Raw genomic sequence first — 14,884 nt, 5'->3', positions numbered from 1 at the left:
GGGCGACAAGCCCCCGGAGCAGCGGGTTCCAGGGACCACGGTGGCAGGCAGCGTTCGATTGTGGGCGAGGGCGGCTTGGGGACATCTAGGCGCGGCACTGTAGCCAACAGTTTCTCAACCGGTGAAGGCCCCTTGGAACAATCGCCTGATGCCGCAACGCGGCATGTCCCAGGTGTTTTCCGCTGCACATCCGTGTGACGCGAGGCGCGGGCGACTTCGACGGAGCGCGTGATTCCTGCCGCACCGCGTCTCGTTTGCGGCCCTTTCGCACCCGACGCAGCGGGGCGGATTCCCGGGCCTGAACGTGGATCATCCTGAGGTCCCAGCAACTCGGGAAACCACCCTACAGCCGCGTGTGACGGGCCCCGCTGCTACCGTGCGCTGGAAATTTTCACCCCCCGGAGGTTCCCCCTGAGAGTTCCATTCGCATCTCCCCGCGCGGCGCGCGCGCTCGCGCTGAGCGGGCTGTTCACCGCCCTCGCCCCCCTGTCGGCGCTGGCGGCGCCGACGTCCGTGACAGTCATTGGCGATCTGCAGAGCGAGGCGGGCTGCGCCGCCGACAACGACCCCACCTGCGCGCAGACGGCGCTGGCGTACGACGCCGTGGACGACGTCTGGCAGGGTTCGTTCAACGTGCCCGTGGGCACCTGGCGCTTCAAGGTCGCGCTGGACGGTTCGCTGTCGCAGACGCACGGCGGGCCTGGCGGCGCGGACATCGAGCTGAAGCAGACGACGGCCGGCGCGGTGAAGTTCTACTTCGACGCGAAGTCCAACTACGTGGCGAGCAATCGCTCCAGCGTTATCGCGACGGTGGCGGGCACCTTCCAGCCGCAAGTGGGCTGTCTTGGCGACTGGTCCCCGGACTGCCTGCGCTCGATGATGCAGGACCCGGACGGTGATGGCATCTACACCTTCACCACCAAGGCGCTGAAGGCGGGCACCCACGAGTGCAAGGTCGCGCTCGACGAGGGCTGGACCACGGCCTACCCGGGCAGCAACGCCACGTTCGCGGTGGAGGAGGACTACCAGGAGATGATCTTCACGTTCGACTCCGGCGAATCCAAGAAGGTGACCATCCGGGCCGCGGGCGCTCCGGCGGGCAACCTGCTGCTGGCGCGGGCGCACTGGGTGGCGAGCGACACGCTGGTGTGGAGCCCGGAGGTCGCGGTGCCGGCGGGCACGGTGTTCAAGCTGCACACGGACCCCACGGGCGCCATGACGCTCACGGGCGCGGGCGTGCAGGGCGGCACCGCCGTGACGTTGACGGTGGACGCCGCGGGGCTGACGCCCGCGCAGCGCACGCGCTTCCCGAACCTCGTGGGCCGGCCGGTGCTGAAGCTGGCCGCGGCCGACGTGGCGAACGCTGCCTCGTGGCTCAAGGGCCAGGTGGTGGTGTCCGCCACCAATGCGGAGGGCAAGCCGCTGGACGCCACCAGCGCCCAGTCCGCGGGCGTGATGGACGAGCTGTTCACGTATGACGGTGAGCTGGGTCCCACGTTCGCGGACGGGGTCCCCACCCTGCGCGTCTGGGCCCCCACCGCGAAGCAGGTGAACCTGCTGCTGTACGCGGACTCCAGCCCCACGGCGACCTTCACCCGCGTGCCCATGGTCGCCGGGGACAAGGGCGTCTGGAGCGCGACGGGCGACGCGACGTGGAAGAACCGCTTCTACCTGTACGAGGCGGAGGTCTACGTGCGCAAGGAGGGCAAGGTCGTCACGAACCTCGTCACCGACCCGTACTCGGTGGCCCTGTCCACCAACAGCACGCGCAGCCAGTTGGTGGACCTGTCGGACGCCACGCTCGCGCCGCAGGGCTGGAGCACGCTCGCCAAGCCGGCGCTGGAGGCCCCCGAGGACATCGTCCTCTACGAGCTGCACGCGCGCGACTTCAGCATCAACGACCTGACCGTGCCGGAGAACGAGCGCGGCACGTTCAAGGCCTTCACGCGCGACTCGGACGGCATGAAGCACCTGACGCGGCTGGCGAAGGCGGGCCTCACGCACGTGCACCTGCTGCCGGTGTTCGACATCGCGACCATCAACGAGAACCGCGCCGAACAGCAGCAGCCCGCGGGCGACCTGGTGTCGCTGCCCCCGGACTCCGAACAGCAGCAGGCCGCGGTGCGGGCCGTGGCGGACCTGGACGGCTTCAACTGGGGCTATGACCCGTACCACTACACCGTGCCGGAGGGCAGCTACGCCACGAACGCGGACGGCCCCGTGCGCACGGTGGAGTTCCGGGAGATGGTGCAGTCGCTCAACCAGAAGGGCCTGCGCGTGGTGATGGACGTGGTCTACAACCACACCAACTCCTCCGGGCAGAACGCCCAGAGCGTGCTCGACCGCATCGTCCCCGGCTACTACCACCGCCTGAGCGACGACGGGAACGTGGAGACGAGCACCTGCTGCCAGAACACCGCGTCCGAGAACGCGATGATGGAGAAGCTGCTCATCGACTCCGTGGTGACGTGGTCCAAGGCCTACAAGGTGGACGGCTTCCGCTTCGACCTGATGGGCCACCACATGAAGTCCAACATGGTGAAGCTGCGCGCGACGCTGGACGCGCTCACCGTGGAGAAGGACGGCGTGGACGGCAAGGCCATCTACGTCTACGGCGAGGGCTGGGACTTCGGCGAGGTGCAGAACCAGGCGCGCGGCGTCAACGCCACGCAGGTCAACATGGCGGGCACGGGCATCGGCACGTTCAACGACCGCCTGCGCGACGCGGCCCGGGGCGGTGGGCCCTTCAGCGGCCTCCAGAACCAGGGGTTCATCAGCGGCCTGCTCTCCGCCCCCAACGGCACGAACCAGGGCACGGAGGCGGAGCAGAAGGCCCAGATGCTCCTCTACGGCGATTGGATCCGCGTGGGCCTGACGGGCAACCTGAAGGACTACGTGCTCCAGGACCGCACCGGCGCGCAGGTGACGGGCGACAAGGTGGACTACAACGGGGCGCCCGTCGGCTACACCCTGGATCCGCAGGAGGTCATCACCTACGTCTCCGCGCACGACAACGAGACGCTGTTCGACGCGGTCCAGTTGAAGGCGCCGCGCGACCTGCCCATGGCGGAGCGCGTGCGGATGCACAACCTGGGCATCTCCCTGGTGGCGCTGGGCCAGGGCATCCCGTTCTTCCACGCGGGTGACGAACTGCTGCGCTCCAAGTCGCTGGACCGCAACAGCTACAACTCCGGGGACTGGTTCAACAAGGTGGACTGGACGTACCAGTCCAACAACTGGGGCGTGGGCCTGCCGCCGGCTCCGGAGAACACCGGCAACTGGCCGCTCTTCGGGCCGCTGCTCGCGGACCCGGCGCTCAAGCCGGCGGCGGCGGACATCCTGCGGGCGCGCGACCACTTCGAGGAGATGCTGGCCATCCGCAAGAGCTCGCGGCTGTTCCGCCTGCGCACGGGTGACGAGGTGAAGCAGCTGGTGCGCTTCGAGAACACCGGCCCGGACCAGCTCCCCGGCCTCATCGTGATGGCCATGCAGGACCACGGCACGAACACGGAGGGCAAGCGCGCCATCGTGCTGTTCAACGGCACGGACGACGCGCAGACGTTCAAGGCGGACGCGTACAAGACGCTGAAGCTCAAGCTGCACCCGTTGCAGCAGGCGTCCACGGACCCCGTGGTGCGCACGTCCGCGTACGACGCGGCCACGGGCGGCTTCACGGTGCCGGCGCGCACCACGGCGGTGTTCGTCACCGACGACGCGACCGACCCGGACGAGTCCGACGGCTGCGGCTGCCAGAGCACCGTCCCCGGGCCGCTGGGCGCCACGGGCCTGATGCTCGCGGTGGGCGTGATGCTGAAGCTGCGCCGCCGTCGGGCGTAGCGGGCGGACCCAGGCGCTGGAAATGAAGCGGGCCCCGGGCGCCAGTCAGCGCGTCCGGGGCCCGTGGTGTTTCCAGGAGCGACACTACGGGAGCGTGAGGATCTCCGCGCCCGTGTCCGTGACGAGCAGGGTGTGCTCGAACTGGGCGCTGCGCTGGCCGTCCGCGGTGACGACGGTCCACTCGTCGTTCCAGGTGCGGTGGTCCCAGTGGCCCTGGTTGATCATCGGCTCCACGGTGAAGATCATGCCGGGCTGCATGATCGTGTCGGCCTCCGGCTCGTAGTAGTGGGGCACCTGGAGCGAGGTGTGGAAGGTCTCGCCTATGCCGTGGCCGCAGTAGGCGCGCACGACGCTGGTGCCGTTCTTCACGGCGTGGGCCTCCACCGCGCGGCCAATGTCGCTGATGGGGCGGCCGGGCTTCACCGCGGCGATGCCAATGTCCAGGCACTCGCGGGCCACCTGCACCAGCTTCTGGTGCCGGGGCTCCACGTTGCCGACGAGGTAGGTGGCGGAGCAGTCACCGTGGACGCCATCCAGGTAGATGGTGATGTCCAGGTTGACGATGTCGCCGTCCTCCAGGGCGCGGCTGTCCGGGATGCCGTGACAGATGACCTCGTTGACGGAGGTGCAGAGCGACTTGGGGAAGTTGTGGTAGTTGAGCGTGCTGGGGTAGCCGCCGCGCTTGAGGTAGGCCTCGTGGGCGATGGCATCCAGCTCATCCGTGGTGATGCCCACCCGCACGTGCTGGGCGGTCTCCACCAGCACCTGCGCGGCGGCCTGACAGGCGCGGCGCATGCGGGCGATGACGTCCGGCGACTTCAGGTCGGACTCCCGCTTCATGCGCGACGGACGGCCCGCCACGGAGTCCGCGTAGTCGGGCCGGGCAATGGTGAGGGGCACGACGCGCCGGGGGCTGACGATGCCGGGGCGCACGCCCTGGCGGGGGGCGTCAGGGCCCCGCTTGCGGGCCTCCACGGTGTCGGCGCCACGGTGGCACTTCTTGTACTTGGAGCCGCTGCCGCACCAGCAGGTGTCATTGGGCCCGGGCAGGACGGCGGGAGCGGTTCGGGGGGTGGCGGTGGTCATCGGGAGGCTCCGGAGCGGGAGTCGGTGGAGGCGGCCTGGCGGGCACGGGCCCACCGCAGCATCTGGGGTTTGAGCCAGAGGCGCGGACGCCCGGCGCCCAGGTCGAGCACCGGACGGGGCATGTCCGGGTAGCGGCGCAGGTACGTGCTGACGCTGTTGGGGTGGGCCAGGCGCAACAGGCCCGCCACCGCCTGGGCGTCAATCAAGTCCTTCGTATTCACCAGGGGGCACATGCGGGTGTCTATACGCGTAGACACGCACGGATGCACGGAATCCTTCCCCTCCGTGGGGGGTGGGCGAACAAGGTGGGGGGCGGCTGGTGGGACGCCCGGGGACGCTCGTCGCCTGAAAGACAAAACCCCGGACTCCACTGGGGAGCCCGGGGCTTCTTCACGTCAGGACGTCAACTTCGGACTACTCCGCCCACCAGGTCTTGGTGAACACGCTGAAGCCGTTCACGGTGTCGACGAAGATGGAGACGCTGTTGCTGCTCCACGGGTCGTTCGCGTAGCTGAAGATGCAGCCCTTGAAGGTGCGACCCGCGGTCCGCGCCTTGAGGTTGGCGAGGCCGTTGTTGTACACGCTCGTGCTGATCCGGCCCTGCGCGTTGACATAGGCCAGCGTGCTCTCGACCTCGGCGTTCACTTCGGCGGCGTTGGCCAGGTTCGGCCGGATGGCCGCATCCCAGGGGACGCTGCTCGGCTCAAGCCCGAAGCACACCTTGTTGCCCGGGACATAGCCGCTGCTGATGGACGCCTCATTCCACCAGTCGAAGTGGCGCTTCAGCACTGCGCCGGAGGAGCCGTTGCTCGACAGCGCGTTGAACGCGGTGACGAGCGTCTCGAACGGCCGGCTCAGCGTGGCCGCGTTGCGGATGTTGCGGAAGCCCACCTCGCCGATGCCCGTCACGTTGGAGATGGCCTGCGCCGTCGTGAACGGGCGCTGGTTGAGCAGGTTCACGGCGCCGTTCCACGCGTCCGGCAGGACGTCGTGCAGCTCCGAGTCGTCGATGGTGTTCACCAGCGACACGATGGCGGCCGCGTCGGAGGTGGAGAGCGCGACCCCGTCGAAGATGCCGACACAGGTGCTGTTGATGGCGCCCGTGGCGCGAGCGCCCTGCTCGAGCTGCTTGAGGCGGGTCTCACCGACCAGGCTCACCGACGACACGTCCGCCAGCGACGTGAACAGGGCCGTCGCGCGGCGGTTCACGAGGTTCGTGGCGACGTTGCTCGGCAGGTACGCGTCCAGCGTCTGGAACGTCGCCGTGTTCACGAAGGTGATGATGCCCTTGCACTCGGGGGCCACATCCACGTCCGTCGTGGTGATGGGCGCCTGCTGCGACTCGAAGGACGGAGACGTGAGGGACTCGGGGGACGGCTCGGTTTCGAGACCGCCGCAACCGGCGAACATGCTCACAGCAAGAAGGGCTGAGCCAAGACGACGCATCAGGAACTCCTGGAGGGGGGGAGACAGCGGTGCGACGCGGCTCAATACACCAGAACGGTCTGACTCACCCCGCCTGTTTCACTTTGGACCCACCCGGTTCGTGTCACGTTTCAGTGAACAACTCCTGATTCCGCTGGGAGCGTCATCGCGGCCCGGGGCGAGACTTCCTGACGTGAGAGCACATGTGAGCCCGGCGACAGGACCGACATGACCTTCCAGGTTGAGTCCATTCCATGCGACCCTGGAGGTTGATGGCTCCAGAACGGACACAGGTGTTCCCGGCGGCGCTCCAACCCGGCACGGAGGTGGGGCGCTGGCGCGTGCTCGGGACGTTGGGGGTGGGTGGGTACGGGGCGGTCTACCGGGTTGAACCGCTGGAGGGGGCGGGCCGGAGCTTCGCGCTCAAGCTGTCCCTGCATCCGGATCCGGCGCGGGCGCTGCGGGAGATGTCGCTGCTGTTGGACCGGGCGTGGCATCCCCAGGTGGTCCGCGTCCACGCCACCGGGCGCTGGCCGGACCCCATCGACGGGCTGCCGTACTTCGTCATGGACCATGTGGAGGGGGTGGCGCTCCACGCCTGGGCGGAGACCCGCAACCCCACGTTCCGGCAGCTCGCCATGGTGGGGGGCTCCGTGGCGATGACGCTCGACGTGCTGCACGCGCGGGGCGTGCTGCACCGCGACCTCAAGCCGGAGCACATCCTGGTGCGCGAGCCAGGCCATGTGCCGGTGCTCATCGACTTCGGCGCCGGGGACCAGGCGGGGGCCACCACCCTCACCACCACCACCCTGCCCCCGGGCACGCTGCACCTGCGCAGCCCGGAGGCCATCCGCTTCCAGCAGCTCCACTGGCGGCAACCGGAGGTGCGCTATCCCTGTACGGAGGCGGATGACCTGTACGCGCTGGGGGTGTGCCTGTACCGCACGGCCACCGGCCACTACCCGTTCTCTCCGGAGCTGACGCCGGACCTGCTCACCGTGGCCATCACCCAGCGGCTGCCGCCGTCGCCCCGGACCATCAACCCCCAGGTGCCCGTGCCGCTCGCCACGGCCATCCTGAGGTTGTTGGAGAAGGAGCCGGAGCGGAGGCCTCGCACGGGGGTGCAGGCGCACGCGGAGCTGGTGGAGGGGCTGCTCTCCGACGGCGCGGCGTTCGAAGCGCGGCTCTTCGATGAGCTTCCGGGGGAGGCGCCCGGAAGGATCCGGCGCCCTGAGTGGCCGTCCCAGCCGTACCGGACGGCGGAGACGGAGCCCGTGGCGCTGCTGCCGCTGATGCGCCCCGCGGGAGGGTTCCAGCCTTTCGGAGGAACGGGGCTGATCAGCCTGTTGCTGTGCCTGATGCTCCTGGTCGCGGGGTCTGGAACCTGGGAGGTCCTGTCGGGGGCCTGGACTCGCCATACAACCCCAGGAGTCCTACCGAATGCCTCCGCCCCCAGTGGTCATAAACTGGCGAGTCCGCCCGAGCGATTGCACAGTGTTCCTGTCGCTGCCCCGCTGACCCCGGGCCCTCCATTGGCGACCGTTGCCCCCGTGGCGACGCCTCCCGAGGAACGCTCACCCGTGACTTCCAGACCGACTGCTTCAGCCCCTGTCGCAACGCCCCAGAAGCCGAGCCGTCCGCTCAAGGCCGTCATGGCTTCCGTCTGCATGGGAATGGCCTGCGCCAGCAATGCGCCCATGGTGGACCGTCCCACGCCTCCCTCCGAGGACTGTCCGGCGGAGGCGCTCGCAGCCATGAAGGAGCTGTATATCAATGGCCGCCTGCTGGACGGCGCGCTCGACCCCAAGGGGAAATGGGGAAATGTAACGGTTCGTGAGGGAAGGGGCTCCGTGTACATGTGGGGCAAAGGCAAGGTGAGGGAGGGTGACGTCGTCACGGGACAGTTCTACGTCGGCTCCAAGCGGGTCTACGGACGCTTCACCCAACTGAAGCAAAAGCGTACCGGCAACATCTACCCCGTCTGCCTTGAGTTCTGGACACAGAGCTGGACGAGGAATGGAGAGGTGTACATCGAGGATGCGACAGGACTCCCGCGCCTGAGAGGCGGTGATGAAGACACAGCGGTCGTCCTCAATCAGGTCACCGTCAAATCCGTTATTCGATACGACGAGCAGTAGCGTCCAGGCGAATGATTCTGTTGTTCCTTTCGCTGCTTACGTCTGCTGAAGCCACGGCGGCTGACGTCCCCGCTCCCTCTCCCCAACAGACGTGTCACGCGCTGGCGGAGCTCTCTCCCCTTCTATCCGAGAGCCTGATCGACGAGCAGGGCATCAAGGTCCTGCAATTCGCCAGTGCCCCCTTGGATGAAGAAGGGAGTCTTCGTGTCAGGAGCTTTCGCTCCGCACTGCGGGTCGCGTTGATCGTCGAACTTTCCGAGGGTTCGTCGCCCCCAGGCGGCGCCCTTCGCGCGAGCCTGACCGCGCCTGGGCTTCAGTCACCTGAAGTGCTGAAGGTGCTTCAAGTCGCGCCCAGGTCAACGAGCGAAAGGGCGTGGATCATCGTGGAAGCCTCAGCTTCCGCAGATGAAGCCCGGGGCGTCTACACGCTGGAGTTCCTGGACGCGGAGGGCACGCGGTTCCTCGTCCTTCCCGGGGTGCGGTTTCCGGTCCTCTAGGTTCCCCTGGCGGGCATGTCGTCGTAGCGCGAGCCACACCCACTACGTCGAACCAAGCCTCATGAGGACTTCGGCGACTTCACCCGGGTGATGCCGGGTTTCGTCGGGCAGGGCGTGGAAGCCACACTTCTCCAGGACGCGGATCGACGCGAGGTTGTGGAGCGCGACCCACGCATGAAGCGGCCGGGCGGGCTCGACCAGGAGAAACCCAGAGAGGGCCCGGGTAGCGATGCCTTTGCCCCAGTGCTCGCGACCAATCCAATAGCCGACGAGGCGCCTGGCCTCCTGTTCCCAACTGCCGATGTTCCCAACGACCACGCCGTCCATGACGATGGCGCGCGCGACGTTTTCAGGGCGGAGGACGTTCGTGCGCCAGTGGGTCATGAACGCATCGCGCTCCCGCGATGGAAACGCGGCCATGCGCAGCGCTTCCGGGTCGCGCTGGTGCTCGAAGAAGATGGGAAGGTCCTCATCCGTGACGTTGCGGAGGATCATTCTGGAAGGGCTCCGTCCAGTCTGCGCCGCGAGGGAGGTCGCGAGGCGAAAGACGGAAGGATTCTATCGCGTCCGGGTAGGACGAAGCGCATGTGACGGGTGAATGGACTGGTACGCCCGTATAGGGCGCACGTCGAGACGGACACAAGTGCATGGGTGAATCCGGGAATGGCCGGGCGGCTTCGCCTGCATGGCGAGCAGCGCCGACATGGTCACCACTGTCACGCTGGTGGCCATTACTGCGGGAAGCCGATGCGCCACTTTCGTCCGCCGCCTCGCTCGGTGCTCCTGCTGCCGAGCGGCGTGGGCCCGCCGCCGCTCCCTGACGCTCTGGTACTTCAGTCCAGCTCTCTGCAGGGACTCCCGTTGTGCACGGTCGCGGCAATCGCGCCCGCAGTACCGCTACCTCGTGTCGCACGGTCTGCAGAGAAAGAAGAGTTGCCGACACTCCGCCCGACCCCTAACAGTCCCGCAGCGACGACCACGACGAAGAACGGGAACTCAGCTCGACTGAAAATCAGATTCCCGCGCATCTGGTGCTCGCTTACAAGGGCGCTGGGCGGGCCCCGTCCCCTCTTGCATCCCATTTGTCGGAGGGGCCTTGGAAGCGAGCGTGGTGCGGAGGTCGAACACCCCCGAAGCGCGCAAAACGTTCTCCTTGCTCCCCATGCGTTATGGAATGACGCAGTGAGAGAAGTGCGCGCCCTACGTTCTCAAAATGAGAACGGGCAGGAACCGCAAGGATTCCAGCCCGTCTCAGTTGGAGCGAAGGCGGTGGTTACTGCATCACTGTGAACGCAGTGGCCTGCGTGTCCTTGAGCCCCTGCACCTGCGTGGGATTGGCCGCGCCGCCACCCCAAGCCCACACGCTGTTGTTCGTGCTCAGTGCAAGCGACCGATCTCCACCTGCGGAAATCATAGTCACATCACTGCCACTTGGAATCGACACATGCGTGCTCCATCCTCCGCTGTCGGTCGTCGAGCCGTCTCCCAATTGTCCCTGGCTGTTGTCGCCCCAGGCGTGCACATGACCTGCCTCGGAAAAATTAAGCATGTGATTGCCGCCAGCAATGACGCCCATGACTCCATACTCAGCCCTGGATGGGATGCCACTGCTTGTGGTCGTGCCATTGCCAAGCTGACCATCGCTATTGTTGCCCCATGTCCACATGTACCCATCCACCGCGATGACCGCCACATGGAAGTCGCCAGCGGCGAATGAGGTAACCGTAGGGAGGCCTGTGATTTGAACAGGTATCGAAGACGATGAAGTACCCGCCAGCTCACCATATGGACCGTAGCCCGAGCCCCAGACAGTTCCATCCGACTTAAGGAAGAATGATGTGTAAACTCCTGCTGCGAGGGCCTTGACGCTCGCAATCTGTGCCCTGACCGGGGTGCGGCGGCTTGAATAGCTGCCATCCCCAAGCTGGCCGTCATTGTATCCCCATGCCCAGACAGTCCCGTCGGACCGCAGCGCGAGCGAGTGGTATGAGCCTGCGGCAATGGCAATAATGCTGGAAACGCCCTGCACACGCCTGGGAAGCGAACGCGTTGTGACGGTCCCATCGCCAAGCTGACCAGCATAGTTATCCCCCCAGGCCCAGACGCTTCCATCTGATTTCAATGCGAGAGCGTGCCCCGCGCTTGCGGAAATCGAGGTGACACCCGTCAATCCCGCGACCTGGGCTGGGGCCGTAGTGCCCGCATCAGACCAGACCCAGACGGTCCCATCCTCCTTGAGCGCGAAGTTCCTGTTGCCAGTTGCGACAACTGCGACGATGTTGTTGACACCCAAAGTTTGAGTTGGGATCAACTTCGGGGCGAAGGTTCCATCGCCAAGCTGGCCGATGTAGTTGTCGCCCCAGGCCTTCACTGCCCCATTGACCAGCGCGAATGTAGAAAACCCACCTGCCGCGATGGTGGTTGCGCCAGTGAGTCCCTGGACGAGGGCGGCGGTGATTCCCATGTCAGTCGTTCCATTGCCAAGCTGCCCAAGGTAGTTGTCCCCCCAGGAATGCACTTCGCCGGTAGTCAGCAGGGCCACAGAGTGTGCGCTGCCTGCCTTGATGCTACTGACGCTGGAAAGCCCTTCGACCTGAACAGGGGTTACGCTCGAATCGGTTGTACCGTCCCCGAGCTGGCCATAGGAGTTGTCCCCCCATGCTACGACCGTACCATCCGCCTTGACCGCGAGGGAGTGAGTGCTGCCCGCAGCAATCGCGGTGATGTCCACGAGTCCCTGAACCTGCACGGGGACAGTGCGTGGGTCCGTCGATCCATCGCCCAACTGCCCAAGCGTATTGTCTCCCCAGGCCCAGACGGTTCCATCCGATTTGAGTGCCATGGTGTGGTAGTCACCCGCCACGACAGCGGTCACTCCCGTCAAGCCCATGACCGGAGCGGGAATCATGCGAGTCAAAAGGGCGCCATCGCCAAGCTGACCGTAATAGTTGTTACCCCATGTCCAGACGGTTCCATCCGCTTTGACCGCCACCGAGTGATAGGCTCCTGCCGCCAATGCGATCACATTCGAGAGCCCTTGAACTTGGATGGGACGTTGACGATCATGGCTTGTGCCATCGCCAAGTTGACCTGCGTAGTTGTCTCCCCAACTCCAGACGCTTCCGTCAACCTTGCGCGCAAGCGTAAAATAGCCGCCTGCCGCGATGGCGGTGACGTCCTTCAGGGAATCGATCCTTCTGGGATTGATGCGGTCAGCAACGGTGCCGTCTCCGAGCTGGCCGTAGGAGTTGCCGCCCCAGGTCCAGACGGTGCTGTTCGCCTTGAGCACGACTGTGTGCCCATTTCCCACTGCGATGGCGGGAGTTACAGTGACCAGGGGTTGAGCCTGAGGGGTGAAGGCTTCCTCGGAGAACTCAGGTTCTGCCTGGATGGGCTGCCCGCACGCACTCCAAAGGAAGCCATACAGGATGAGTGACAGGGCGGCCATTCTACTTCGAATTTGCACAAGGAACTCCTGGAAGGGGGTGCCAAACGCAATATCTTAACTCTTCCATCAAATAAAGATCTTCATGTAATTCGAGTAAATGCGGTCAGGGAAGCCCCGTGGATTCCCGACACTGGGGCAGAGCACACCCAGTGGGGAAACTCATGGATGCCGCTCCTTTCCGCCGGATGGCTGGCGAGCGGAAGACGGCCGCATCGCCTAGCGGATAGCGCCCGCTGCCCGGCGGCACGACACACCTCCTCTTCACCGGGCTGAAACTTTTACGGCGTGTGGCGTCGCGGGTGCCTCCGCATCGGAGAAAACCTCACGAGGTTCCACTGCGTCTTCGCTCTAGGCGTGAGACTACGGCCATTTATGGTCCCCATGCAGGTGCGGAGGAGGCGAGGATGATGCGCCCCCAGGCAGGTGCGGACGAGATAAGCGTGGCACCCCAGGCAGCGGCCAGGAAGGAGCCGCTGAAGCAGAAGGCGCCGCAGCAGACTTTCGCGGAGTTGCTCAGCAGGACGTTCGATTTCGACGTGTTCGCGTGCATGAGGTGGGAGGCAGGCGGCAGGTGCTGGGGTACGTGAAGGAAGCGGGAGGGGTGCACGCGAATCTGGAGCACCTGGGCTTGCCCAGGGCAGGTGCACGCTTGGCCCCAACTCGAGAGCCCCCGCAGGCCGCGAAGTGTTGAGGCTCACGCCGCCACAGCCACGAGAGCCAAGCCCCTGCTGCACATTTCATGGGAGAACGGGGTCTGGGCCGGCGTGTACCCCAAGGGAGTTCAAGCGGCCTCGCCACCGGCCGGGCTCACTGCTCGGGCGGCCCCATCGGAGACCCTCCTCCGCTCCTGCCCTCACCCTGAACATGGCCTCTCCCGCCTATACGCATCCGCCGGGAGGAACGGCTGTAGGCCCATGGGCACAGCGAAGGATCAGCGCCACCAGGATGACGCGCGAGGGCAGGCGCATGGGCGCCGGAGTCTGGACGCATGCGCGCCCTTGTAGCCGCACGCGACCGCAGCTTCATCCCCGCCAGGACGCTCGTGGTGGGCATCCGGGCCGGGCGCCCGAATGTCGCGGGCGCCCGGCAGGACTTCCATCGCTCAGACCGTCGCGAGCGACCCGCTCACCGCGTGAACCAGTTCTGGGCGTTCGTGCCGTTGCACTCCCAGATTTGAACCTTCGTGCCGGGGGTCGTCGAGGCGTTGAAGACGTCCAGGCAGAGGTTGGCCATCAACGCGCTCCGGAACGTGGCGCCGACCTTCGTCCAGCGCTGGGCGGCCGTGCCATTGCACCCGTAGATCTGGACGCTCGTGCCCTGGGCGCCGATGCCGCCCTTGACGTCCAGGCAGAGGTTGGGCGCCACGCCGCTGCGCAGCTCCCCTTGAGGCGTCAGGGTCCAACGCTGCGCGGCGGATCCGTTGCAATCCCAGAGCTGGACGGGCGTCCCCTGCGTGGGGGTGCCTCCGGCCACGTCCAGGCAGCGATTCGGATCCAGGCCGCTGAACAGGCTGGGGGCGGTGGAGGGCGTGTACATCGCGGACAGCGCGGTGAGGTCGCTGGAGGTGAAGTCGCCCGTCTCGACCGTGCGGAAGCAGGAGTTCATGATCGAGCTGCCGGTGGACGCCGTGGTCGGCGTGCCCGGGATGTGGATCGCGCCAACCCCCGCGTCCCCCTCGTTACCGCCGCTGCCACAGCTGATGGCGCGGTTGTAATAGTCCGAGTGACGGAAGCCGACGGCATGGCCAATCTCGTGCGTGATGACGTGCGCGATGACGTTGACGCCGTACTGGCTGAGCTGGCCGCCGACGGTGAACTGCCCGAACGGCAGGCCGTTCGCCGGGAACCCGGCCACGCCGCCGTTCATGTTCGGGTCGATGAACCCGTTGATGGTGAAGCTACAGCCGGTGCTCGGCGCGCGCGCCATGGCGAAGGTGAGCGGCAGCTCGTCGTAGTTCTGGATGGCCAGGTCCAGCGCCGTGCTGAACGCGCCGATGAACGCCGGAGCGTTGATGCAGATCTTCGTCACGGAGGCGCTGACGACGTTGTTCGTGCGGTACTGCTCCTGGGGCGTGCCGCCGGTCGCGATCATCTCGCGCGAGGCGGCCAGGGACACCTCGGCGTCCCGCCCGACATAGACCTTCCCGTCGACGACCATGATGTCGTCGGACGGGAACCCGGCGGAGACCAGGTTGCCGACAATCTCCTGCGTCTCGTCCGGAGACTCACCACACCCGAGACCCAGCGCGATGCAGCCTGCCGCGACGACGATGCTTCTTGAGAACATGGATGCCCCTTCGTGATGGTTCCAACGCAGCATGGATTACCGCGAAAGCCTGCATATTCGTTTCTGATCGGAATACCCGGCTTTAGCGGACATCGGCCCACACGGAGAGTTCGCCAGACAACACAACCCGGGAGACGGGAAGAGGCCTCCTCGCGCGCGTCGACTTC

The 14,884-nt window shown here is 66.3% G+C and carries 9 protein-coding genes; 3 read left to right on the top strand and 6 right to left on the bottom strand.

The annotated features are described in order from the left end of the window. Window positions 1–513 precede the first annotated feature (513 nt). The gene (gene pulA / locus OV207_RS02470) at window positions 514–3,837 is read left to right on the top strand and encodes a pullulanase-type alpha-1,6-glucosidase (protein ID WP_267552246.1); all 3,324 of its coding nucleotides are present in this window, start codon (window positions 514–516) and stop codon (window positions 3,835–3,837) included. A gap of 84 nt (window positions 3,838–3,921) precedes the next feature. Here the strand turns inward: pulA and map are convergent, their stop codons facing one another. The 3 genes from map to OV207_RS02455 all read right to left on the bottom strand — a co-directional run bounded on the left by map (window position 3,922) and on the right by OV207_RS02455 (window position 6,333). Beyond that, a complete protein-coding gene (gene map / locus OV207_RS02465) occupies window positions 3,922–4,923 on the bottom strand; it encodes a type I methionyl aminopeptidase (protein WP_267552243.1) in 1,002 nt (333 codons plus the stop codon). Further along, a complete protein-coding gene (locus OV207_RS02460) occupies window positions 4,920–5,156 on the bottom strand; it encodes a hypothetical protein (RefSeq protein WP_193346186.1) in 237 nt (78 codons plus the stop codon). Before OV207_RS02460 ends, map begins: the two co-directional genes overlap by 4 nt. A gap of 181 nt (window positions 5,157–5,337) precedes the next feature. Continuing rightward, the gene (locus OV207_RS02455; RefSeq protein WP_267552239.1) at window positions 5,338–6,333 is read right to left on the bottom strand and encodes a hypothetical protein; all 996 of its coding nucleotides are present in this window, start codon (window positions 6,331–6,333) and stop codon (window positions 5,338–5,340) included. Between the two features lie 287 nt (window positions 6,334–6,620). On the opposite strand from OV207_RS02455, the gene OV207_RS02450 reads away from it, so the two are divergent. After that, window positions 6,621–8,486, top strand: a complete 1,866-nt coding sequence (locus tag OV207_RS02450; protein WP_267552237.1) for a serine/threonine protein kinase — start codon at window positions 6,621–6,623, stop codon at window positions 8,484–8,486. 11 nt (window positions 8,487–8,497) lie between these two features. Then, the gene (locus OV207_RS02445; RefSeq protein ID WP_267552235.1) at window positions 8,498–8,983 is read left to right on the top strand and encodes a hypothetical protein; all 486 of its coding nucleotides are present in this window, start codon (window positions 8,498–8,500) and stop codon (window positions 8,981–8,983) included. 42 nt (window positions 8,984–9,025) lie between these two features. Here OV207_RS02445 and OV207_RS02440 read toward each other — a convergent pair whose 3' ends face one another. The 3 genes from OV207_RS02440 to OV207_RS37625 all read right to left on the bottom strand — a co-directional run bounded on the left by OV207_RS02440 (window position 9,026) and on the right by OV207_RS37625 (window position 14,717). After that, window positions 9,026–9,478, bottom strand: coding sequence for a GNAT family N-acetyltransferase (locus tag OV207_RS02440; protein ID WP_267552233.1), 453 nt, complete (start codon window positions 9,476–9,478; stop codon window positions 9,026–9,028). 778 nt (window positions 9,479–10,256) lie between these two features. Continuing rightward, window positions 10,257–12,431, bottom strand: coding sequence for an RCC1 domain-containing protein (locus tag OV207_RS02435; RefSeq protein ID WP_267552231.1), 2,175 nt, complete (start codon window positions 12,429–12,431; stop codon window positions 10,257–10,259). Window positions 12,432–13,556: 1,125 nt separating this feature from the next. Further along, window positions 13,557–14,717, bottom strand: a complete 1,161-nt coding sequence (locus OV207_RS37625) for a M57 family metalloprotease (RefSeq protein WP_324291489.1) — start codon at window positions 14,715–14,717, stop codon at window positions 13,557–13,559. Window positions 14,718–14,884: the final 167 nt, after the last annotated feature.

The organism is Corallococcus sp. BB11-1 (genome assembly GCF_026626625.1).
Taxonomy (GTDB): Bacteria; Myxococcota; Myxococcia; order Myxococcales; family Myxococcaceae; genus Corallococcus; species Corallococcus soli.
Note: the sequence above shows the minus strand (reverse complement) of the source record. Positions and strands in the feature narration are given on the sequence as shown.